Origin of the sequence: Rhizorhabdus dicambivorans (assembly GCF_002355275.1) — a bacterium.
In the GTDB taxonomy this organism is placed as follows: Bacteria; Pseudomonadota; Alphaproteobacteria; order Sphingomonadales; family Sphingomonadaceae; genus Rhizorhabdus; species Rhizorhabdus dicambivorans.
In genome coordinates this window covers 4,536,968-4,559,357 of the sequence record NZ_CP023449.1, presented here as the reverse complement: position 1 = coordinate 4,559,357, position 22,390 = coordinate 4,536,968, and the positions used below count along the sequence as shown (strand labels likewise).

At 66.5% G+C, this 22,390-nt stretch carries 23 protein-coding genes; 11 read left to right on the top strand and 12 right to left on the bottom strand.

The window, feature by feature from the left end; genetic code table 11:
- Positions 1 to 35: 35 nt before the first annotated feature.
- Both CMV14_RS21420 and CMV14_RS21415 read left to right on the top strand, forming a co-directional pair.
- Positions 36 to 2,021: an ATP-binding protein gene (locus CMV14_RS21420; protein ID WP_066965879.1), complete on the top strand. Its 1,986-nt coding sequence runs from the start codon at positions 36 to 38 to the stop codon at positions 2,019 to 2,021.
- Position 2,022: 1 nt separating this feature from the next.
- A complete protein-coding gene (locus CMV14_RS21415) occupies positions 2,023 to 2,856 on the top strand; it encodes a 6TM ABC transporter family protein (RefSeq protein WP_139114738.1) in 834 nt (277 codons plus the stop codon).
- On the opposite strand, the gene CMV14_RS21410 is transcribed toward CMV14_RS21415, so the two are convergent.
- The 3 genes from CMV14_RS21410 to CMV14_RS21400 all read right to left on the bottom strand — a co-directional run bounded on the left by CMV14_RS21410 (position 2,853) and on the right by CMV14_RS21400 (position 5,321).
- Entirely contained in the window at positions 2,853 to 3,767 is a 915-nt protein-coding gene (locus tag CMV14_RS21410) for a hypothetical protein (RefSeq protein WP_066965873.1), read from the bottom strand. The two genes, CMV14_RS21415 and CMV14_RS21410, sit on opposite strands and share 4 nt — an antisense overlap.
- 64 nt (positions 3,768 to 3,831) lie before the next feature.
- Positions 3,832 to 4,803 (bottom strand): diacylglycerol kinase family protein, encoded by a 972-nt coding sequence (locus CMV14_RS21405; protein ID WP_066965871.1) that lies wholly within the window; start codon positions 4,801 to 4,803, stop codon positions 3,832 to 3,834.
- The gene (locus tag CMV14_RS21400) at positions 4,803 to 5,321 is read right to left on the bottom strand and encodes a DUF2141 domain-containing protein (protein WP_066965867.1); all 519 of its coding nucleotides are present in this window, start codon (positions 5,319 to 5,321) and stop codon (positions 4,803 to 4,805) included. Before CMV14_RS21400 ends, CMV14_RS21405 begins: the two co-directional genes overlap by 1 nt.
- A 118-nt stretch (positions 5,322 to 5,439) precedes the next feature.
- Between CMV14_RS21400 and lptF the strand changes: the two genes are divergently transcribed.
- The 6 genes from lptF to CMV14_RS21370 all read left to right on the top strand — a co-directional run bounded on the left by lptF (position 5,440) and on the right by CMV14_RS21370 (position 10,817).
- Positions 5,440 to 6,642 carry an LPS export ABC transporter permease LptF gene (gene lptF, locus CMV14_RS21395; RefSeq protein WP_066965865.1) on the top strand — a complete coding sequence of 401 codons (1,203 nt, stop codon included), beginning with the start codon at positions 5,440 to 5,442 and terminating at the stop codon, positions 6,640 to 6,642.
- Between the two features lie 11 nt (positions 6,643 to 6,653).
- Positions 6,654 to 7,748, top strand: a complete 1,095-nt coding sequence (lptG, locus tag CMV14_RS21390) for an LPS export ABC transporter permease LptG (protein ID WP_066966062.1) — start codon at positions 6,654 to 6,656, stop codon at positions 7,746 to 7,748.
- Positions 7,749 to 7,914: 166 nt separating this feature from the next.
- On the top strand, positions 7,915 to 8,622 hold the full coding sequence (locus CMV14_RS21385) for a sterol desaturase family protein (protein ID WP_083215965.1): 708 nt from the start codon (positions 7,915 to 7,917) through the stop codon (positions 8,620 to 8,622).
- A complete protein-coding gene (locus CMV14_RS21380) occupies positions 8,622 to 9,770 on the top strand; it encodes a hypothetical protein (RefSeq protein WP_066965860.1) in 1,149 nt (382 codons plus the stop codon). Before CMV14_RS21385 ends, CMV14_RS21380 begins: the two co-directional genes overlap by 1 nt.
- A gap of 105 nt (positions 9,771 to 9,875) precedes the next feature.
- Complete coding sequence (locus tag CMV14_RS21375; RefSeq protein ID WP_066965858.1) at positions 9,876 to 10,508, top strand: LysE family translocator; 633 nt, start codon at positions 9,876 to 9,878, stop codon at positions 10,506 to 10,508.
- A 12-nt stretch (positions 10,509 to 10,520) separates the two neighbouring features.
- Positions 10,521 to 10,817 (top strand): DUF1244 domain-containing protein, encoded by a 297-nt coding sequence (locus CMV14_RS21370; protein WP_066965856.1) that lies wholly within the window; start codon positions 10,521 to 10,523, stop codon positions 10,815 to 10,817.
- Positions 10,818 to 10,845: 28 nt separating this feature from the next.
- On the opposite strand, the gene CMV14_RS26900 is transcribed toward CMV14_RS21370, so the two are convergent.
- The 6 genes from CMV14_RS26900 to CMV14_RS21345 form a co-directional block, all read right to left on the bottom strand.
- Positions 10,846 to 11,004, bottom strand: coding sequence for a hypothetical protein (locus CMV14_RS26900; RefSeq protein WP_176488947.1), 159 nt, complete (start codon positions 11,002 to 11,004; stop codon positions 10,846 to 10,848).
- 59 nt (positions 11,005 to 11,063) lie between these two features.
- Complete coding sequence (xth, locus tag CMV14_RS21365; RefSeq protein WP_066965854.1) at positions 11,064 to 11,843, bottom strand: exodeoxyribonuclease III; 780 nt, start codon at positions 11,841 to 11,843, stop codon at positions 11,064 to 11,066.
- Positions 11,844 to 12,130: 287 nt separating this feature from the next.
- Complete coding sequence (erpA, locus tag CMV14_RS21360; protein WP_066965852.1) at positions 12,131 to 12,454, bottom strand: iron-sulfur cluster insertion protein ErpA; 324 nt, start codon at positions 12,452 to 12,454, stop codon at positions 12,131 to 12,133.
- An 82-nt stretch (positions 12,455 to 12,536) separates the two neighbouring features.
- A complete protein-coding gene (locus CMV14_RS21355) occupies positions 12,537 to 13,223 on the bottom strand; it encodes a M23 family metallopeptidase (protein ID WP_066965849.1) in 687 nt (228 codons plus the stop codon).
- Between the two features lie 64 nt (positions 13,224 to 13,287).
- On the bottom strand, positions 13,288 to 14,133 hold the full coding sequence (locus CMV14_RS21350) for a ferritin-like domain-containing protein (protein WP_066966059.1): 846 nt from the start codon (positions 14,131 to 14,133) through the stop codon (positions 13,288 to 13,290).
- 56 nt (positions 14,134 to 14,189) lie between these two features.
- Positions 14,190 to 15,125, bottom strand: coding sequence for a histone deacetylase family protein (locus CMV14_RS21345; protein WP_066965846.1), 936 nt, complete (start codon positions 15,123 to 15,125; stop codon positions 14,190 to 14,192).
- Between the two features lie 35 nt (positions 15,126 to 15,160).
- Between CMV14_RS21345 and CMV14_RS21340 the strand changes: the two genes are divergently transcribed.
- Positions 15,161 to 16,111, top strand: coding sequence for an alpha/beta hydrolase (locus CMV14_RS21340; RefSeq protein ID WP_066965843.1), 951 nt, complete (start codon positions 15,161 to 15,163; stop codon positions 16,109 to 16,111).
- Between the two features lie 35 nt (positions 16,112 to 16,146).
- Positions 16,147 to 16,584: an RNA pyrophosphohydrolase gene (locus CMV14_RS21335; protein WP_066966056.1), complete on the top strand. Its 438-nt coding sequence runs from the start codon at positions 16,147 to 16,149 to the stop codon at positions 16,582 to 16,584.
- A gap of 97 nt (positions 16,585 to 16,681) precedes the next feature.
- On the opposite strand, the gene CMV14_RS21330 is transcribed toward CMV14_RS21335, so the two are convergent.
- The 3 genes from CMV14_RS21330 to CMV14_RS21320 form a co-directional block, all read right to left on the bottom strand.
- Positions 16,682 to 17,143, bottom strand: a complete 462-nt coding sequence (locus CMV14_RS21330; protein ID WP_066965840.1) for a peroxiredoxin — start codon at positions 17,141 to 17,143, stop codon at positions 16,682 to 16,684.
- A 107-nt stretch (positions 17,144 to 17,250) separates the two neighbouring features.
- Positions 17,251 to 19,182, bottom strand: a complete 1,932-nt coding sequence (locus CMV14_RS21325) for a [protein-PII] uridylyltransferase family protein (RefSeq protein ID WP_066965837.1) — start codon at positions 19,180 to 19,182, stop codon at positions 17,251 to 17,253.
- A gap of 232 nt (positions 19,183 to 19,414) precedes the next feature.
- Positions 19,415 to 22,105: a bifunctional [glutamine synthetase] adenylyltransferase/[glutamine synthetase]-adenylyl-L-tyrosine phosphorylase gene (locus CMV14_RS21320; RefSeq protein ID WP_238147113.1), complete on the bottom strand. Its 2,691-nt coding sequence runs from the start codon at positions 22,103 to 22,105 to the stop codon at positions 19,415 to 19,417.
- A gap of 75 nt (positions 22,106 to 22,180) precedes the next feature.
- On the opposite strand from CMV14_RS21320, the gene CMV14_RS26895 reads away from it, so the two are divergent.
- Complete coding sequence (locus CMV14_RS26895; RefSeq protein WP_176488948.1) at positions 22,181 to 22,345, top strand: hypothetical protein; 165 nt, start codon at positions 22,181 to 22,183, stop codon at positions 22,343 to 22,345.
- Positions 22,346 to 22,390: the final 45 nt, after the last annotated feature.

Genomic DNA, 22,390 nt, shown 5'->3' with positions numbered 1-22,390 from the left:
TTTGCCCGTCGCTGCGGGTGCGATACAAAGTGCTCATGGCGACATTCTCTCCCGAGGCCTTGAAGCGGGAACTGTCTCCGGCCGCGTGGCGGGCGATTGCGACCGCCCTGCTGGCGTTCACCGCTCTTGGCCTGCTGATCGCCGTGGTCGCGATGGTCGCGCGCGCTAACACCGCGCGCGACGAGGCGTTGCTGCGTGAGCAGCATAGCTACGACATCATGGTGCTGACCCGGTCGCTCGACGCCTCGCTGGCGCGCGCGGAGGCAGCGCTTGGCCGCTATGTCGTCAGCAGCGATCGGCGGATCGGCACGATCTATTATGACGAGTGGCGCCGCGCGAAGAGCCAGCTGCGCCAGCTCGACAGGCTGGTCGAGGGGCAGCCGGACCAGATGGCGCGGGTCGACCGGCTGGAAGGCCTGGCCGCCGAGCGCGAGAAGGAGCTGGCGGCGGCGGCCTCCTTCGCCAATGTCGGCAAGGGCTGGTACGCGATCGGCATGTTCAACAAGGCCGGCGAATCGGCCAATGTGCCCGCCATCTCCAATACGCTGGAGGCGATTGCGGCAAGCGAGCGCGAGCGGCTGGGCCAGCGTTCGGAGGCGACCTTCTTCTCGGCCGAGCGGGCCAATGGCTTCGCTACCCTGCTGTCGGTGCTCGGCATCGGGCTGATGGGTGTCGCCATCCTGCTCGGCTGGCTGGCGGCTGCGGCGGCCGCCCAACGCGCCCGCGCTTCGGACCTTGCCGAGGCCGAGGCCGATCGGGCGGCGCAGCTGGAGGCTGCGGTCAGCGAGCGCACGCGCGAACTGCAGGAAGCCAATGAACGGCTCCGCGAGGAGAGCGAGACCCGCGTCCGCGCCGAGGCGCAGCTTGCCCAAGCCCAGAAGATGGAGGCGGTCGGCCAGCTCACCGGCGGCATCGCGCACGACTTCAATAATATGCTGGCGGTCGTCGTCGGCGGGCTGGACCTTGCCCGGCGCAAGATCGCGCAGCGTCCGGCCGAGGCCGGGGTTCATCTCGACGGGGCGATGGAGGGTGCCGATCGCGCCGCCGCGCTGACCCGGCGCCTGCTGTCCTTCGCGCGCGCCGAACCCCTGTTGCCGGCCGCGATCCAGCCCGCCAAGCTGGTGACGGGCATGGACCTGCTGCTCGATCGCACGCTCGGGGAGCGGATCGCAGTCCATGTCGATGTCACCCGCGCGCAGTGGCCGATCTGGACCGACGCGCATCAGCTGGAGAACGCGATTCTTAACCTTGCGGTCAACGCCCGCGACGCGATGGATGGTGCGGGCCGGCTCGACATACAGGTGGCCGACGAGACGATCGCCGCGGGCGCCCCGGGCGATCTCGCCGCCGGGGACTATGTCCGGATCAGCGTCACGGACACGGGCTGCGGCATGTCTAAGGCCGTGCTGGCGCGGGCCTTCGAACCCTTCTTCACCACCAAGCCGGTCGGCAAGGGCACCGGGCTCGGGCTCAGCCAGATTTTCGGTTTCGTCCGCCAGTCGCGCGGCGACGTGCGTGTCGAATCCGAGGTCGGCAAGGGTACCACCATCTCGCTCTACCTGCCGCGTTACCATGGCGGCCTGTCGGAACTGGGCGCCGTCGAACCGTCCAAGGCCGCCAAGGCCCGTGGCGGCCCGCTCTCGATACTGCTGGTGGAGGACGATCCCCGCGTCCAGGCCTCGACCCGCGCCGGCCTTGCCGAACTCGGCCATATCGTCCGCGCCTGCGGTTCGGGCGAGGATGCGCTGGCGATGCTGGCCGAGGGCGCGGACTTCGATCTGGTGCTCACCGACGTGATGATGCCGGGCATGACGGGCCCCGAACTCGTGGCCGCCCTGGCGCGCGAACACCCGCACATCGCCGTGCTGTTCGTCACCGGCTATGTCGGCGAAGCCGGCCAGAGCGACGATTTCGCGGGCTATGAAGTGCTGCGCAAGCCCTTCACCATCGCGGCGCTGGGCAATGCCATCGCCCAGACGATGGACCGCCATGGGCCGGCGCCGACGTCAAAGGCGGCGTAGCGTGGCATTCCAGCCCTTCGGATTCAGCTTTCATATTGCCACTTCGAAATCGCCGACCGAAACGAAGGTTGCTATCCAATCCCGAACCAAGCGGTGGTTCGATCCGAAAAACGGAGCAAGGGGCTGGATTGCCGGACCGCTCATTTGTCTCTGGCTGAGTGCCTTCGACAACCATGGTCCGATGCTTTTTGGTTGGGTCTCCAAAAGCGAGAAGGGGTGCACCATTCGTGGCCGCGCAGGGGCTGACCTGAACGGTGTAGTGATGGCTGCACTCATATTGCTGCCGACGATTTGGATTATGTTCAAAATAGCATCGAACAGCGACGGTTTTTGGCCCCTGCTTATCGTCGCGTCGTTGTCATTTCCGTTGATTTTTTGGATGGCTCACAAGGATCGCCGTCAGGGAGAGCCGCTCGTCAGGTTCTTGCAGGATGTGACGGCGGAGAAGTCTTCATCGGTACTCTCCACGGTTGCTGCGGTCCGTATTTCGCCGACGTTAAAACTCAGCGTCGGCGGAGAGGAGGTTGCAGGGCCGGTCACCCCAGGTGGGCTCCACCAGGCTTTGCTTGATGCGGGAGAGGGGGATTTCATAATCCTTCATTCCGCGCCCGAGCGATATATTCAGACGATGGCTAAAGATGGTCGCTTCTTCATCGAGAAGCGGGATGGTGGTCATATGCAACATTTTCAGGCGCTGCGCGTGGGCGTGGGGGATAAGTCTTCGGAACGTCTTTTCTCGTTCGACGAGATGCTGTCCGTGCTGGTCGCCTATGCGTCAGATCAGGCAAAACCCAGTTTCATAAGCTGGCAGCGCCTCGATATGCCTAGCTCTTAACGCACAGCCCCCTTCATCAGCAGCCGGGGCAGCAGGCTGATCGCCCCCAATATCGGCCAGCGGCGCTGCCACGGCCTGATCTCGATCGCGGCGCCGGCGTGGCGGTTGATCTTCCAGGCAAGGTAATCGATGCCGCCGGCATAGGTGGTGGTCGCCTTGGCAAGCCGGGCGAGGGTCAGCGCCTTGCCTTCGCGGCGGCGGCGGGCCCAGGCGCGCTGCCCCGCGCCGCGATCGGCCGGCCGGAGGAAGCGGACGGTGTCGTTCTCGATCGCCGCGTCCAGCCCGGCGGCTGCGAGCACGGGCGCGGTGAAGCGGCGATAGCGTTCGGGGTCGGCATCGACCACCGATCCGGCGCGGGTCCTGCGTTCGGCGCGCAGTTCGGCGGCATAGGTGAGGGCGAAGGCCTCGCCCCACAAACGCTCGACCGGCTGGCTCTCGGCCAGCATCGGCCGCGCCGCCGACAGCAGCGCAGGTGCCGCGAGACTCACCGCCGCGACCGCGTTTGACCGCGCCGCCGCGTCGGCCGCCCAGGCCAGGCGCGCCGGCTGGGCGAAGCGGGCCCACACCGAGACATTGCGGGTGCGCGAGGAGGCGAGCCGGGCGAAGTCAGCCTCGCTCAGCACCGCATATTTGGCGACCAGTCCGTGATGTTCGAACGGGAAGACATTGGGGGGGATCAGCCGGTTGGCGAAGGCCAGCCAGCCCTTGCCATAGGCGGCCCGATAGTCCGAGACGATCAGGTAGAAATCGAGCATCAGCCCGTCGAGATTGGCCTCGCGCAGGCAGGAGCCGTAGAACAGCACCGCGCGCGATGCCGTGCCATATTTCGCCCCGACCGCCGCCGCCATCGCAGACACGCGCGGGTCGACCGGTTCGGCGAGTTCCGCCGCGACGAGTTGCTCGAGGGTCATCAGGCTCCGATTAGAAAAATATTCCGTCATGCTGAACTTGTTTCAGCATGACGAAAGAAAGCCCTCAGGCCGCGAGGCGGAGAAACGGAACCGGTGGGGTCGTCTTGAGGATGATCGGCTTGCCCGCATCGGCCTGGAAAATCTCGCCATCGAGGATCACGCTGGAGCGTTCGCCCTCGATCTTGATCTCGTCGCCACGACCGAAATGGACGCCCTTCATCTCGTCGCGACCCACCCGGCCAAAGACACCCGCCAGCAGCGCCCGCAGCAGCGGCAGCGGACGCTGTTCGACCACCATCATCTGCAGCGGTCCCGCCGCGGCCGAGCCCGCCGTGCTGCTGCCGAGCAGCAGCTTGTGCAGGGTGGTGACGATCAGCAGCGAGAAGCGGCCCTGAAACTGGCCATGGCGCATCATCGACACTTTCATGGGCGTCGCCGCCGGAGGCAGGAAGGCCGAGCGGATGCCGAGGATCAGGGTTGCCAGCACCGCGATGGCGGTCAGGAAATGGCTGATCCCGTTGGGCAGGCCGAGTGGATAGATCTTGTTGCGGCAATAGAGGATCGTGTCGGCGAGGCCCGCGCCGCCCAGGAACATGCCGAGCACGGGACGTGCGCCGCCGTCGCCGTCGGACAGCGCGATCAGCTCGCGCACCACGACATGCTCCTCGATGTCGGAGCGTGCGATCTCCATCACCCGCTCCAGCGCGGCGATCGGATCGCCGACCGCGCCCAGATCGAGTGCGATCAGGTTGGTCTTGCCGTTCGGCAGCACCGCAACCGGGGGCGGTGCTCCATCGAAATGATCGCCCAGATAGAGTTCGGTCAGCGCCGCCTGCACGGTGCCGTCGCCGCCGTTCACCACCAGCACCTTGGGGTTCACCCGGGCGATGGTGCGGAGCGCCTCGCCGATCTGCTCGACCGACTCGACTTCATAATGGAAGATGTCGCTCTGCGCCGCGCAGAAGCTCCGCATCCGCGGCAGCATCGACAGATTGCCGGTCGAGCGCGGATTGGAGAGGAGCGCGACGGCGGCCATCAGCGGGACGCCATCGCGATCGGGCCGAACGAGCCGCCCTGGACATAGTTGAGCGTCACCGGCACGCGGGTCACGCCATGGACTGTGACCTGTACCTTGCGCGGATCGGGCTTGCGCTTGAACATCACGTCGAACAGCGACATCCGCGGATTGCCGGACATGCCGCCGCCGTCGTTCATGCCGGTCTTGCCCGAAGCATCGACATCGTGCCGCACCGAGATCGCATAGGTGCCGTTGGCCGGCACCGGGACGCAGACATCCACGGATCCGCTAACGGGCACGGGCACGTCGATCCGCTTCAGCCAGGCGCCCTTGTCGAAATAGCGATTGGGATTTCCGCCATAGGATTGGACGCGCAGAACGCCGGAGCGCTTCTTGAAGCCCTCGACACGGACCAGCATGGCAGGGCCGCTGCCTTCGCAGACCGCGGCGTCCGGGCCGAGCATAGCGGCGCCCGCCGCGCCGGGGAGCCCCGCCGCGATCATCGCTCCAACCATGACAGCCACAAGTTTCGACATGACCTCATAACTCCTGGAAGCTATAGCCGTGCGCGGACGCATGGCCGGCACACTGCCCCCATGAGTCGGAAGTTGGGCTGCGATTGCGGCCAGAACATGGTCACGGGGCGTCGAAAAGTTGAGATTTGACACGCTTACCGACCGCTACGTCGCCAGTCTGATCGCCACGCCGCTGCTCGCGACCCTCGTGATCGCGGCGATGCTGCTGACGCTCGACAAGATGTTGCGGCTGTTCGATTTCGTCGTGTCGGAAGGCGGCCCGGTCAGCGTCGTCTGGCGGATGCTCGCCAATCTGATTCCCGAATATATGTCGCTCGGCATCCCGATCGGGCTGATGCTCGGCTGCCTGCTCGCCTTTCGCAGGCTGGCGCTGTCGTCGGAGCTGGACGTGTTCCGCGCGGTGGGGATGAGCTATGGCCGGCTGCTGCGCGTGCCCTATTATTATGCGATCGCGCTGGCGGCGCTCAACCTGGCGATCGTCGGCTTCATCCAGCCCTATTCGCGCTACGCCTATGAAGGGCTGCGCTTCGAGCTGCGCTCGGGCGCGCTCGGCGCATCGATCAAGGTCGGCGAATTTACCAAGCTCGGCAAGCGGATGACGATTCGTGTCGAAAGCAGCCGCGAGGGTGGGCGAGAGCTTTCGGGCATCTTCGTCATGACCGAATCGAAGGACGGCAAGAGCCTCGCCGTCACCGCCGAACATGGCCAGTTCCTTGCCACCGACGATCCCGACACGATCATCCTGCGTCTGCAGAAAGGCGTACTCGTCCACGACGCCCCCAATTACAGGGAGCCGCGCGTCCTGCAGTTCGAGGGGCATGACCTGCCGATCGACCTTCCCAAGATGGAGGCCTTCCGCCAGCGCGGCGGCAAGGACCTTGAAATGACGATGCCCGAACTGGTGGTGATCGCCCACAAGGATGGCACCTCGGCCAAGCAGAAGGCGCAGTTTCGGGCCGAATTCCATTTCCGGCTGGTCGAGGTGGCGACGATGTTCCTGCTGCCGATGCTGGCGCTGGCGCTCGCCGTTCCGCCCAAGCGAAGTTCCTCGGCCCTGGGCGTGTTCCTGTCGATCGTGATGATCGTCACCCAGCACAAGATCAACGAATATGCCGCTTCGGTCGCGGCGCTGGGACGGATCGATCCGCTGCTGGCGCTGTGGATACCGTTCCTCGCCTTCGCCGGCCTGGTCTGGTGGATGTACCGCACCATCGCCCATGTTCCCGGCGGCCAGCCGATCGGCGCGCTCGAGCGCGGTGCCGACAAGGCGTTCAAGGCGGTCGGCCGCTGGGTCCGCCTCGGCCGCAAGGAGGCCGCATGAAGCTCAACTCCATGAACGTCTCCTTCTTCGCCTCGCGGACGATCACCTTCTATATGGCGCGGATGTTCCTGGTCCGCTTCGCGGCGGTGCTGGCGGCGCTGGTCATCGTGCTGATGGCGCTCGACCTGCTGGGCGAATCGGGCGACATCCTCGCCCATCCCGGCAATGGCGATGCCCAGCTCTGGCTCTACGTCACGCTGCGGACGCCGCAGATCATCGCGCGCTTCCTGCCGTTCGCGGCACTGCTCGCGACCCTCATCACCTTCGTCACGCTCAACCAGAACAGCGAGATCATCTCGATGAAGGCGGCCGGAATCTCGGCCCACCAGATACTTGCGCCGCTGGTGGTCGCCAGCCTCGGCGTCGCGATCGTCTCCTTCGTCTTCAACGAGCGGGTGGTGGCGCGGGCCACCGCGACGCTCAGCGCCTGGCAGGATGCCGATTACGGGCCGATTCCCAGGGATCGCGGGATCGTCGGCAATGTCTGGGTGCGCGATGGAGACGACCTTATCCACGCCGTCACCGCGCGCGGACGGGGCAGCAAGGCGGCGCTCGATACCGTCACCATCTATGATCGCGACGGCGGCCGGCTGATCGCGATCGTCGAGGGGCGTCAGGCCGTCCAGGCGGCCGGCGGCTGGCGGATCGCCGATGCCACGATCTTCGACGTTTCGAAGGGCGTCACAGGCAAGATCCCCGCCTTCGATTTCGCCAAGGGCGTCACCCCCGATCGCTTCACCCTCGCCAGCGTTGAGCCGGCCGCCCGGTCGCTGCTCCAGTTGCGCACGGCGATCGCCGATCTCGACGCGGCCGGCCGTCCCACGGGGCCGCTGCGGGCGGGGCTGTGGCACAAGCTTTCGGGGCCGCTGTCGGCGGTGCTGATGCCGTTGCTGGCCGCGGTGGCCGCCTTCGGCCTGGCCCGTTCGGGCCATCTCTTCATTCGCGCGGTGATCGGGATGGCGCTCGGCTTCGCCTATTTCGTCGCGGATAATTTCGCACTGGCGATGGGCAATCTCGGGGCATATCCGCCGATGCTCGCCGCCTGGGCGCCTTTCCTGCTGTTCCTGCTGATCGGCGAGACCGTCCTGATCCGGACCGAGGAATAGAGTTTCGTCGCCGGACGGTCGCAAAAGCGCCGCATTGCCAATCCAGAGCGCATGGCCATATGTGGCTTCCCATGTGCAGGGTGCCGTCGACCTATTTTCGAGGTTCTGAGTGAAGCTGACCGCCATCAAGCCCGCCTTCTGGACGAAGGAACATCATCTCGACCGCATGACCCTGCGCGAGCTGTGGGTCGCCTATTTCCAATATCCGGCGATCATCGGCTATCTGCTGTGCGCCGCGATCGCGATCGGTCTGTTCTTCCGCTATCCGGCGCCCTTGCTGCCGACCCTCGCCGCGATCGGCGTGTCGGTCTTCGTCTATCCGCTGGTCTGGTACTGCCTGCACCGCTGGGTGCTGCACAGCCGCTGGATGTTCAAGGTGCCCTTCCTGGCGGCGACCTGGAAGCGCATCCACTATGATCATCACCAGGACCCGAACCGGCTCGAAATCCTGTTCGGCGCGCTCCACACCACCCTGCCGACCATCGCGCTGGCGACGGCGCCGATCGGCTATGCGATCGGCGGCACCGGCGCGGCGCTGGCGGCCTTTGCGACCGGGCTCATCACCACCTGCGTCTATGAGTTCTTCCACTGCATCCAGCACCTCGCCTACAAGCCGAAGCGCAAATGGGTGATGGAGATGAAGGCGCGCCACATGGCCCATCATTTCCATGATGAGCGGGGCAATTTCGGCATCACCAATTATTTCTGGGATCGCCTGTTCGGCACCTATTACGAGCGGATCGAGAAGGACAGGAAGAGCGAGACCGTGTTCAACCTGGGCTATACGCCCGAGGTGGCCGAGCTTTATCCCTGGGTCGCGCGCCTGTCCGGCGGCGTCGCCATGGGCCATCCGAGCCAGCGCATCCCGCACTGATGCCGGTCACGATCCGCCCTGTCGCCGGCGCGGCGGACCGGAAGCGCTTCGTCGAGCTTGCCTACACGCTGAACGCGGGCGATCCGAACTGGATACCGCCGCTTCGCACGGAGGCGCTCGAACTGATCACGCCGGGCAAGAATCCCTTTTATGAACATGCCGACCAGCAGCTGTTCCTTGCGGAGCGGGACGGCAGGCTGGTCGGCCGCATCTCCGCGCATATCGACAAGCTCTGGCTGGCGATGCCGGTCGAGCAGGGCGGCGGACCCGGTATCGGCAATTGGGGCCTGCTCGAAGCCGTGGATCAGGAGGTGGCGACCGCGCTGATCGCCCGGGCCGAGGACTGGCTGCGCGCCAGTGGCATGACCAGCGTGATGGCGCCTGTGAGCTGCTCGATCTGGGAAGAGCCGGGGCTGCTTGTCGAGGGCCACGATCATCCTCCCACGGTGATGATGGGCCACCATAATCCGGCCTATCAGGCATGGATCGAAGCGCTGGGCTATGGCGGGATCAAGGATCTGCTGACCTATGATCTCGATATCACCCAGCAATTTCCGCCGCTGATCCAGCGCATCGTCTCATCGGGCGAGCGCAATCCCCGCATCCGAATCCGCAAGGTCGACAAGAGCCGGTTCGATGAGGAAGCCGCGCTGATCCTGTCGATCCTCAACGATGCCTGGTCGGACAATTGGGGCTTCGTGCCGATCACCGCGTCCGAGATCGCCCATACCGGCAAGAAGCTGAAGCCGATCGTGTTCGAGGACCTGATCCGGGTGGCCGAGGTCGAGGGCGAGCCGGTCGCCTTCATGATGACCCTGCCCGATCTCAACGAGCTGATGGCCGATCTCGATGGGCGGCTGTTCCCGTTCAACTGGGCCAAGCTGCTCTGGCGGCTGCGCAAGCCGCAGGTGCGGACGATGCGCGTGCCGCTGATGGGGGTGGTCAAGAAGCTTCAGGCGACCAGGCTGGCGAGCCAGCTGGCCTTCATGATGATCGAATATATCCGCCGCGATTCGGTCGCCCATTATGGCGCCACCCGTGGCGAGATCGGCTGGATCCTGGAAGACAATCAGGGCATGTCCTCGATCGCCGAAGCGGTGAACGGCAAGGTCAACAAGACCTACCGGATCTATTCGAAGCGTCTCTGACGCGGGCGCGGCATGCCGAACTTGATTCGGCATCCATTGCCGCTACGCACGAACCGCAATGCCGCGTATCTGGATCCTGGCCTCCGCCGGGGTGACGGTGGGACAATGACGCTCCAGAACTGGTGGATTTTCGTCTGTGCGACCTTCCTGATCTCGGCGATGCCGGGGCCGAACATGCTGCACGTGATGACCCAGAGCATGCGCCACGGCTTTCGCCGCGCGGCCTTCACCATGGCGGGGTGCATGATCGCGCTGCTCAGTCTGTTCGGCCTGTCGGCGATGGGAATGAGCGCGCTGCTCTCGGCGCTGCCGCAGCTGCTCACCGCGATCAAGGTCATCGGTGCGGTCTATCTGATCTGGGTCGGCATCAAGGCCTGGCGCGATGACAGCGCGCCGTTCGATATCGATGCCGACGGCCTCGATCCCCGGGCCCGTTCCGGCACGGAGCTGTTCCGCCAGGGCTTCCTGATCAGTATCAGCAACCCAAAGGCGCTGATCTTCGCCGCGGCCTTCTTCCCCCAGTTCGTCAGCCCGGCCCTGCCCAAGGCGCCGCAATTCGCCATCCTGCTGGCGACCTTCGTGGTGATCGAGACCGGATGGTACATGACCTATGCGACTGGCGGGCGTACGCTCGCCCGCTACCTGCGCAGCGCCGAATGGCAGCGCCGGTTCGGCAGGGCTAGCGGCGCGCTGTTCGTGGCGTTCGGCCTGTCGCTGCTGGCGTGGCGCGACCGATAAGGGAGAGATGCAATGACGATCGACGATATCGACGACAAGCATGCGGCGGCGGCGTTCCGCCGGCTGGTCCGCCATCTTCAGCACCGGGAGGACGCCCAGAATGTCGATCTGATGGGGCTGGCCGGCTTCTGCCGCAACTGCCTGTCCGACTGGCTGGGCGAGGCGGCCGCCGGTGAACATGACAAGGAAACCGTCCGCGAGGCGGTCTATGGCATGCCCTATTCCGAGTGGAAGGCGAAGCAGCCCCCCGCGACCCCCGAGCAACTTGCCCGGATGAGCGAGAGCGTCGCGAAGAATCGCGGCGCCTGAAGCCGGGATCGGGCCGGGTAGATCGGGGTCAGGCGACCAGCCCCACGGCCCGCGCGAACGCCAGCCAGGCGGGATTGTCCCACACCGCGATCCGCAGGAATTGCGAGGCGATCATCGCCACCGTCATGCCTGCGAAGAACCTGCGCTCGGCGGTCAGCGGGCGGCCGCGCGAAACCTGGGTAGCCATTCGCCCGTTCCCAAATCGATCAATGCGATGGATACGGAAGGGCGGGCCAGAGGGTTGCGCTATGGCCTCAGCGTGATCCAGGTCGGGGCATGGTCGCTGGCCTTCTCCAGCCCGCGCGTGTCCTTGTCGACCCCGGCGCCGGCAAGCCGGTCGGCGGCGGCGGGGCTCAGCATGAGATGGTCGATCCGGAAGCCGGCGTCACGCTGCCAGGCGCCTGCCTGATAGTCCCAGAAGGTGTAGACCGGCCCGTGCGGATGGACGGTGCGCACCGCATCGGTCCAGCCGGCGTTGCACAACCGGCGGAAGGCCGAGCGGCTCTCGGGCTGGGTCAGCGCGTCGCTGGCCATCGCCCGTTCGGAGAAGACGTCGTCGGTCGAGGGGGTGGGGATGACGTTGTAATCCCCCGCCAGCACCACCGGCAGCTCGCTCGCCCAGAGATCGGCGGCATGGCCGATCAACCTGTCGAACCACGCCAGCTTATAGTCGAACTTGGGGCCCAGCACCGGATTCCCGTTGGGCAGATAGATCGATCCGACGATCACGCCGCCCACCTCCGCCTCGATATAGCGGCTGTGGGTGGGATCGGGGTCGTCGGGCAGGCCCTTGCGCCGCTCGATCGGCTGGGCGCCCTTGGCGAGGATCGCCACGCCGTTGAAGCCCTTTTGCCCGTGCCAGATCGCGCCATAGCCGGCCGCCTCGATCTCGGCGATCGGGAAGGTCTCATCGCTGGTCTTGATCTCCTGCAGGCAGGCGACGTCGGGCGCCTTCTGTTCAAGCCATTCGATCAGGCGGGGTAGACGGGCCTTGATCCCGTTGATGTTGAAGGTCGCGATCTTCATGGGGAGCGGGGATAGCGTGGCGCAAGGCCAACGTCATCCCGGCGAAAGCCGGGATCTCATTTTTCTTCAGCGACGCAAAGGCGAAGGGTTCCCGGCTTCGCGGGACCTCCGGATAATCCGTCACTTCAAAGCCGTCATTCCCGCGCAGGCGGGAATCCATATCCTCTGAAGCTCGAACCTCTTGGTGCAGGGGATTATGGACCCCCGCATCCGCGAGGATGACGCGTGGTGAGCGCGGGCCGCCCTTTACGGCAAAGGTCCCGCCTTCGCCGGAACGACCGATCTTCCTAGACCGAGAAGCTCGTGCCGCAGCCGCAGCCCGAAGCCGCCTGGGGATTCGTCACGCGGAAGGCGGCGCCGCCGAGCGATTCGACATAGTCGACCGAGCCGCCACGGACGAGATCGATGCTGATCGGGTCGATCACCAGGGTGACGCCGTCGCGGCTCGCGATGATGTCGTCTTCGGCGGGTGCGTCGGCCAGTTCGAATTTATACTGGAAACCGGCGCAGCCGCCGCCGTCGATCGCCAGCCGGAGGATCGCCGGCTTGCCGGTCTTTTCCGCGATCTTCGCGACGCGGGCAGCGGCGGAGGGGGTCAGGTCGATATCCATGGCCTGAAAATAGGAACAGAAAAGGCCGCCGACAATCGTCGGCGGCCCATCCTCCCCTTTTATTTCGTCTATCTGGTGAAGATTAGTCTTCCGGGCCGCCGAGCGCGACGTCCTGGGCCTGCTCATTGGCGGCCATCACATAGTTGGCCGATTGCAGGAAGGGCACGGGATTGACGGCGCGGCCGTCGATCCGGACCTCGTAATGAAGATGGCTGCCGGTCGAGCGGCCGGTCGAGCCCACATAGCCGATCAGGTCGCCGCGCTTCACGCGCTGGCCGTCGCGGGCGACGATCTTCGACATGTGGCCGTAGCGGGTGGCGATGCCCTTGCCATGCTCGATCTCGACCATGTTGCCATAGCCGCCGAACCATTCGGCGCGATCGACCACGCCATCGGCGGTCGCATAGATCGGCGTGCCGGTGGGCGAGGCGAGATCGATGCCGGCATGCATCGCGGCCGAACCCTGGAACGGGTCGGAGCGGACGCCATAGGCGCTGGTGAAGGTGAATTTGGCGATCGGCTGGATCGACGGGATGGAGATCGCGCCGCCGCTATTGCCGATCTGGACCGCGTCAAGCTTCTTCCACGATTGGAAGATCGCCTGGAACTGTGCGGCTGCCTGGGCGTTTGGAGAGAGATTGCCGTCCTGTGCCAGGGCAGGGGCGCCCGACGCCGTCAGCAGCAGCGCTGCGGCGAACGCCTTGGTGCGGATCGAAGAAATCGAGAGCGTGCGGAAGAGGGCCGAAACAACAACATCCAGAAGGCGCATAATTCCCCCGCGACCGGAACCGATACCAACCGGGGATTTCCGGCCAGACCCTGTTTCGCCGACGTCAGGAATTGCCCCCCCTCACGCGACAGAGAGGGGTGTGAGGAAGATCACTGAGGGCGGCAACCCCGGCCATCATGTCTTTCGTTAAACCGGCCCTATCGCGCGCTGAGTCGTTGAACGGAGGCTTAACGATACCCCGGAAGTGACGGCGGACCAGCGATTGCCATGTCTGCACGCAATCGATTCGCCTTTCCGCACAGGAGAATCGAAACCAGTCCACGCCCGCCGCGACATGGCCCACCTCGTCCTCGGCGATGCGGCGCAGGATGCGGCCCGAGCGCATGTCACCCGCTGCTTCGAAACGGCTTATCAATGAAGGGGTTACATCCAGCCCCCGTGCCTCCAGCACCATCGGGACGATCGCCAGCCGGGCCAGCGGATCGGCCGCCGTCTCCTCCGCCGCCTCCCACAAGCCGTCATGCGCGGGCAGGTCGCCATAGCGTGCGCCATATGCATTCAGCCGCCGTTCGAGCAGCGCGAAGTGCATCGCCTCCTCGGCGCCGACCTGAATCCATTCGTCGACGAAGCGTGGCGGAAAATGCGCGCCGAAGCGACCGGCCAGATCGAAGGCGAGGTCGATCGCGACATATTCGATATGCGCGAGCGCATGCAGCATCGCGATCCGCGCCCGCTCCGATCCCGCCTTCCCGCGCTTGGGCATGCGCGACGGGGGCAGCAGGGGAGGGCGGCCGGTGCGCGCCGGCCGGTCGGGCATCGGCGCCGCGAAGCCGTGCGCCAGCCGCCCCGCCCGCCAGTCGCGCGCGGCCCGGCGCGCCGCCTTCACCTTGGCGATCGGCTCGGGCTCGTCGAGGACCGCCCGGCAGGCGGCGGAGATGTCCTCGCGCATGTCGTCGCCCCGGCGGAGGCCGGGGCCGCCATTCTCCTCGTGACGGCCGGGCATGGTCAGTCTCCTGCGGCCCCGGCCTCCGCCGGGGCGACGAATTGTTGAAAGGCCTCGTGCAGCGCCAGCACTGACCGGACGTGCCGTCGCGCGATCTCCATCCGGTCGTCGCCATAGCCGCCGCCCAGCGCACTGGCGAGGGGGATGCCGCGCGTCCGTGCCGCGTGCATCACGAAGCGATCCCGGTCCCGCAGCCCCTCGTCGGTGAGGGCGAGGCGGCCGAGCCGATCGTCGCGGTGCGGGTCGACGCCGGCCTGGTAGAGGATCAGATCGGGCGCGAAGCCGTCGATCGCCCGCGGCAGATGATCGGCCATGGCGGTGAGATAGGCCGCGTCATCGGCGCCGTCGGCCAGCCCCAGGTCGAAACTGGATCGGGCCTTGCGCACCGGGAAATTGCTTTCGGCGTGGATCGAGAAGGTGAAGATGTCCGGGCGCCCGGCGGTGAGCGCGGCGGTGCCGTCGCCCTGGTGGACGTCGAGGTCGACGATCATGATCCGGCGCGCGTCGCCTTCGGCGAGCAGCCGGTTCGCCGCGATCGCCAGGTCGTTGAACACGCAATAGCCCGCGCCGGTATCGGCCAGCGCATGGTGGCTGCCGCCCGCGCTGTTGGCGGCATAGCCATGGGCGAGCGCCAGCTTCGCCGCCAGCCAGGTGCCGCCGGGGGCCAGGAAGGCGCGGCGCGTCACCCGCTCGGTGATGGGGAAGCCGATCCGCCGCGCCTTGGCGGGCGGCACCGCCGAGGCCGCGACCTCGGCGACATAGTCGGGATCGTGGACCGCCTCTATCCAGTGGCGCGGCATCGGCTCGGGCTGGTGCAGCACATGGCGGACGCCGCTTTCCGACAGCGCGGCCATCACCAGCCCATATTTGTCGAAGCTGAAGCGGCTCCCCACGCTGGCGGGGGAGACATAATGGGGATGGTGGACCACATGCAGCATCTTGCCACGCTAGCCGCTTTTGCCGATGGAAAGCCATGAACCAGGAATTTGTCCGCCCCGACGTCCGCGCCTTCCTCGACGATCTCAACGGGCGGGACGGCCCCAGGACGCATGAGGTGGATCCCCCCACTGCCCGCACCATGTCCCAGCGGCTGCGCCAGTTCGCCGATGTCGAAAGCCCGCCGATCGCGACGCGGGAGGATCTGGTCATCACCTTGCACGATGGCCGCACCATTCCCGCGCGCTTCTACGATGCGCGTTCGCAGCGCGATGATGGGCCGCTGGTGGTCTTCTTCCATGGCGGCGGCTTCGTGATCGGCGATCTCGACATCTATGACGCGGCGGCGGCGCAGATCGCGATCGGGCTCGATCTGCCGCTGCTGTCGATCGACTATCGGCTCGCGCCCGAGCATCGCTGGCCGGCGGCGCCCGATGATTGCGAGGAAGCGGCGCGCTGGGTGGCGGAGCAGGGGGTGTTGTTCGGCCGGCGATTCGATTCGCTCGCCATCGCCGGCGACAGCGCGGGCGGCACGCTGACGATCGTCACCGCGATGGCCCTGCGCAACCACCCGGCGGCGCTTCCGGTGATCGCGATCTGGCCGCTCTATCCGGCGGTCGACCTGCGCAAGCGCTATCCGTCGACCGAGCGGCTGGGCGAGGGCTATATGCTCAGCCTCGATACGCTGCGCTGGTTCAACGAGCATTATGGCCCCGATTTCCAGCATTGGCGTGCCTCGCCCCGGCTGGGCGACCAGCGCGGCATGCCGCCCGCGCTGGTGGTGACCGCGACGCTCGATCCGCTGCTCGACCAGGGGCGTGCCTACGCGATGGCCTGCATCGAGGCGGGCGTGCCGGTCGTCTATCGCGAGGCGAAGGGCAATATCCACGGTTGGCTGACGCTGCGCCGTGCCATTCCCTCCTCGGAGGAGGATCTGCGCGGCTGTCTCGCCGCCTTCAAGGTGATGATCGAGGAATATCGGCCGTGAAGAAGACGCTTCCCTATCGCCCGGCGGCGGCGATCATGCTGCTCAATGCCGAGGACAAGGTGTTCGTGGCGCAGCGCATCGACAATGCGATCGACGCCTGGCAGATGCCGCAGGGCGGGCTAGACCCGGGCGAGGACCCGCAGGCCGGCGCGCTGCGCGAGCTGGAGGAGGAGACCGGCATTCCGCCGCACCTCGTGGAGATCATCGCCAAGGCGCCCGAGGAACTGCTCTACGATCTGCCGCCCGAATTGATGGGCAAGGTCTGGGGCGGCAAATATCGCGGTCAGTCCCAGCACTGGTTCGTCGCCCGCTTCCTGGGCACCGACGCCGACGTGAATCTGGAGACGGCCGAGCCCGAGTTCCTGGCCTGGAAATGGGTCGAGGCGCGCGAGCTGGTCGACCTGATCGTACCGTTCAAGCGCAAGCTATATGCTGATGTGGTGGCGGCCTTCGAGGATCATCTGCCGAGATAGTCCGCCGCCATGCCGCATTTGGCGCGTGTTACCAATAGCTTGGACGTCACCCTGAACTTGTTTCAGGGGCCACCCCGCCACCCGCTTTGATCGGACTCTATAGCGCCTTCGCCGCCGCCAGCACCGCCTCGGCATGGCCCTTGACCTTCACTTTGCGCCATATCTTCGCGATCCGGCCGTCCTTGCCGATCAGGAAGGTCGCTCGGTCGATGCCCATATATTGGCGGCCATAGAGGCTTTTCTCGATCCAGGTGCCATAGGCTTCGCACACGCCGCCATCATTGTCCGAGGCTAGCGCGACCTTCAGCCCATATTTGTCGATGAACTTCCTGTGGCGGGCCGCATTGTCCTTCGACACGCCGATGATCGTGGTGCCGGCCGCGGCGAACTCGTCGGCCAGCGCGGTGAAGCTCTGGGCTTCGGTGGTGCAGCCGGGCGTGTCGTCCTTCGGATAGAAATAGAGGACGACGATCTTTCCCGCCTGTTCGGCGATGCTGGTGCTGCTGCCGTCAGGCAGTTCCAGCTTCACGTCGGGGGCCTTATCGCCTTCCTTGAGCATCGCTGTCCTCCTCTGTCCCACGAAAGCGGGAACCCATAGGGTTGGAACGCTTATTGTCCAAGCGTGCCGTCGTCCATGGATTCCCGCCCTCGCGGAAGCTCTGAAGATCAACTCTCCTGCAAACTGTGTCCGGCGATGACTGCAGCCCAGCTTTCCTGCACCACGATCCGGGCCTGGCCATAGGCGGCCTGCAAGGCGTCCCACTGCTCGAAGCCGCAGGCCTGGGCGATCACGGCGCGCTGCTCGGGCGCGGGGTCCTGGCTGTGCGGCGAAAGCAGGCGGAGCACGATCAGCATCCGGCTCAGCGTCTCATGCGCCTCGATCACCATCGGATCGATCAGCCCGGCGCTGGCTTGGGCGCGGATCGCGCTGCGCAGTTGCGGATGGATGCCGACATGCCGGCCGAGCTGGTTGACGTGGACCGCGAACTCGAGATCGACCAGCCCGCCCTTGACCAGCTTGACGTCGAACGTCCCCCGCGCCGGCTTGTGCCTTGCGATGTCGCTGCGCATCTTCACCGCGTCGCCGAGCAGCGCAGACGGGTCGCGCTGCTGGCGCAGCCGCCGTCCGACGATCGTTTTGACCACCTTGCGGGCAGCCTCCGATCCATAGACCGGCCGCGCGCGGGTCAGCGCCATATGCTCCCAGGTCCAGGCATTCTCCTGGTGATAACGGTCGAACGTCTCGGCCGAACAGGCGAGCATTCCCTTGGCGCCCCAGGGGCGAAGCCTTGTGTCGACCTCGTAGAGCGGGCCCATCGTCGTCACCGTCGACAGGGCGGTGGTGATCTGCTGCGCGACCCGGCTGAAATATTCGTTGGCATCCAGCGGCTTGCGGCCGTCACTCTGCGCCCGGTAATCGCCGGTGAACAGATAGATGATGTCGAGGTCCGACTGGCAGGTGAGCGCGCGACCGCCGAACCGCCCCAGCGCCAGGATGACGAGTTCGGCACCCGGCACCTCGCCATGATTCTCCTTCATCCGCGCCAGCACGTCGTCGGCCATCGCGCGCAGCCCGGCCTCGGCCAGGTCGCAGCCGGAGACGGCGATGTCGAGCGCATCGGCGGTCGCCTCGACAAGCTGCAGGCCCAGCCCGAAACGATAGGCGTCGATCGCCTGGGCGACGCGAAGCTGGCCCGCCGCGCGGTCGCCGCCGCCCAGCAGCAATTTGAACTCGGCATCGAGATCGCCGGGTGGCGGCAGCGGCGCATAGGCGCTGCTGTCGATCAGCCTGCGGATCAGCTCTGGCTGGGCGATCAGGTGGCGCGACACGCTCGGCGCATGCCCGAGCAGCCCCAGCAGCGAAGCCATCAGCGAAGGCCGCGCCTCGAACGGCCCGAACAGGTCGACGTCGGCCGGCAATCGGCAGACGATCTCGTCAAGCGCGGCAAGGGTCCCGTCGGGGTCCTCGAAGCGTTCGAGAGCATCGATCAGCCCCGGCAGCACGGACTCCAGCGCGCGCCGTTCGGCCGTGCGCTTCAGCGTGGCTGGCCCGCCCTCGCGCCATTCGCGCAGGCGGCGGGCGGCGCGGATCGGATCGGCAAAGCCGGCGTCCACCAGCCGCACCTCGATCGCATCGCACACGCCCGGATAGAGCAGCGCGCGCAACTCGCGCGACAGGCCGTCATGGAGGCGCAGCGCATCGTGGCGGATCGGGGTGAGCATCGCCATCAGCTCGACTGCCGCGCTCACCGCGCTGTCGAAGCCTTTGCCGGTCAGCATCATCTGCGACAGGGGAAGCAGCACCTGCTCGGCGGCGGCGAACGCCGCCTCCAGCCGGGCATGGGCGACGTCGAAGGCACGGCGCATCGCCGTTTCGATCGTGGCGGGAGCGGGAAGGCCGTCGATCAGGTCCGATGCCAGGACGGCGAACTCGTCGATCCGCGTCAGCAGCGTGTCGATCCTTTCGCCGCCCGATGACGTCTTCAGGTTCATGCAGCGGCGTTCGAGCTCGGCGAGGAGCCGGGCCGGGCCGGGGCCGCGGTCGGCGTCCTGGCGCGGGTCTAGGCTTGCCGACCCGATATCGGGTTCGTGCCTCATGAGCGTCTCCGCTCGGAAGATAGGGGGCGCCCCGATACGCTGGGGCGCCCCTCGATGAATACAGCCATCGATCTACTCACGCTTACGCAACACACACAGTTGATGCTGCTGGATTAGCAGCCGATCCTTTAAGCCTCGGTGCGTGAGACTGGTTAAAATGGCGGTGACCCTGTTTTCCCTTCATACCCTTGCCGTAACGGAACGACCCAGGAAATCCGGGCGTTTCGGAGGCTCAGGCGAGGCCGGCGGCGCGCTTCCATTCCTTGCTGACAAGCGCGCGCGCACTTTCATATGCCTTAACCAGCGTCTCCCAGTCGGCCTGCCCGCAGGTCCGGGCGACGAGCGGCTTCGACGCTTCGGGCGGCTCGGCCGAAGCGGGCGAAACGAGTCGCAGGGTGACGAGCATCCGCGTCATCAGCTCATGCGCCGGCACAAGCTGCGGATCGATCAGACCCTGGTCGGCCAGCATCCGCATCGCGGTGCGCAGGCGCGGATCGAATCCAGCACGATGGCGGAGCTGGAGAAGGTGAACCGCGAATTCGGCATCGACCAGTCCACCGGCGATCAGCTTGACGTCGAACGGGCTCGACGGCGGCTTGTGCCTGGCGATCTCGCCGCGCATCTTGACCACGTCGGCGGTCAGCGCCGCATCGTCGCGCTCGCGGCCCAGCACCTCGGCGATGATCGCATCGACCGCGCCGCGCGCCGCCGCCGAACCGAAGATCGTCCGCGCCCGGGTCAGCGCCATATGCTCCCAGGTCCAGGCCTGTTCGCGCTGATATTGGGCGAAGCTGTCGATCGAGACGCAGAGCGGCCCTTGGGTGCCCGATGGGCGTAGCCGCGTGTCGACTTCATAGAGCGGCCCGGCGGCGGTGGGCACCGAGAGGGCACCCGAGACGCGCTGGGCGAGCCGGTTGAAATAGGTAGTGGCGCCGAGCGGCTTGCGGCCGTCCGATTCGGCCATGAAGTCGCCGGTGAACAGATAGACGATGTCGAGGTCCGATGCGTGGGTCAGCGCCCCGCCGCCCAGCCGGCCGAGTGCCACGACGATCAGTTCGCCGCCGGGGATCCTGCCGTGATTCTCCTCGAACTCCGCGACCGTCGCACGGGCCAGCACATCGAGCGCCGCTTCGGCGACGCGGGCATAGCCGTTTGCCACGTCGATCGGATCGGACACCGCCTCGATCAGCTGTACGCCGAGCGCGAAGCGGCGTTCGCCGACCCGCTGGCGAACGCCATCGAGCAGTTGCTCATAGCTGTCGCTGCGTTCTCCGGCCTGGAATTCGTCCACCAGCGTTTCCAGCGGCGGCGGCGGGGCGAGCGCGGTGGCGTCGATCAGCCCGTCGAGCAGGGCCGGGCGGCGGCCGAGCGCCTGGCTGAGCGTCGGCGCGTGGCTCAGCACGTCGATCAACGCGCGGGCCAGGGCCGGGCGGGCCTGGAGAAGTCGGAACAGGTTGATCGCGCTCGGCAGCCCGGTAACCAGATCCTCGAACCGGTTGAGCGCGTCCTGCGGCGACGGCGCCTTGCCGAGCGCGGCCACCAGCGTCGGCAGCATTGCCTCCAGCGCGGCCTGGGCGACGGGGGTGCGCAGCGACCGGCTCTTGCCCTCGCGCATCGCCTCGATCCGCTGGCGCGCGGCCGCCGGGTCGGCGAAGCCCACGCCTGCCAGTGCGGCTTCCAGCTTCTCGGGGCTTTGCGGCAGCCGCTGCTCGTCCTCGGGATCGAGCCCGTCATAGAGCGCGCCGACCCGCTCGATATGCGGCTGCAGCAGCGCCACCAGCGCGGCGCCGTCGTCCAGCCCATGGAGCCGCGCGACATTGTCGAGCGCCTCCGGCTGCCTGGGCAGGCGATGCGTCTGATGGTCGTCCACCATCTGCAGGCGGTGTTCGATCGTGCGATACAGCCGATAGGCGTCGGCCAGGCCGGCGGCGGTCTCGGGTTCGATCCGCCCGGCTTCGCCCAGCGCGGCCAGGGCGTCGAGCGTGGCGGGCGTGCGCAGCTGGGGCTCGCGTCCGCCATGGATGAGCTGGTGGATCTGGGCGTAGAATTCGACCTCGCGTATGCCGCCCCGGCCGCGCTTCAGGTCATAGCCCGGGCCGAGCAGCTGCCCCTGCGCATAATGGTCGCGGATGCGACGGGATATCTGCCGGATTTCCTGCACCGCACCGAAATCGAGCGAACGGCGCCAGATGAAAGGCCGGATCGAATCGAGGAAGTGCTGGCCGAGCGCCACCTCGCCGGCCGCAGCCCGGGCGCGGATGAAGGCCGCACGCTCCCACGGCAGCGCCGCCGATTCATAATAGGACAGCGCCGCATCGACCGGCAATGCGAGGGGGGAGACCTCAGGCGACGGGCGCAGGCGCAGGTCCACGCGGAAGACATAGCCATTCTGGTCGCGCGTCTGGAGCAGTTCGACGACGCGCCGGGCGATCCGGACCGCCGCCTCGACCGGTTCCTCGCGCGGCCGATGCGGAAGGGTATCGGGATCGAAGATCAGGATCGGGTCGATGTCCGAGGAATAGTTGAGCTCCCGGCTGCCATGCTTGCCCAACGCCAGTGCCGCGAATCCGCGCGGCTCCTCACCGGGGGTGCGTTCGCCGATCGCGGCCCGGATCGCGACATCCAGCGCATGGTCGGCGAAGGCGGAGAGATGCTCGACCACCTCCTCCAGCGGTGCCAGCCCGCAGATATCCGCCAGCCCGACCGTCAGCGAAACGATCTGCCGCTGGCGGCGCAGCATGACGCCGACGTCCGCGTCGACAGCTGCGGCAAGACCATCGCGGATCGCGCGGGAAAGCCCATAGTCGCGGACCGCGGCGACCGTGTCCGGATGGCGCTCCGCAAGCCCCGCCAGAAACGGCGAATGCTCGCGGATACGCTGCAAGCCATTGGAAAAGGCTCTTTCGTTGACCCGCTCCGTCATCGCCGCCTCGCATAAGCGATTCGTACGGGAGTGCAACATTGGGAAACATGCGGCGAGCTATTGCGTTATGTTAGTATGGATAAACCCGTTCACTCCCAGCTGTCAGCACGCTCCCAGCGCACCGTGCATGCGCCGCAACGCCATGAAGGGATCGGGAATGCGCTGCGGGTGGCCTTCGATCCCGGCAGCTATGGGCTGCCCGAGGATATGAGCAGGTTGCTCAAGAAGATGGATCGCTGAACGCACCTGAACGGGCATCGCCCCGGCGAAGGCCGGGGCCGTAAG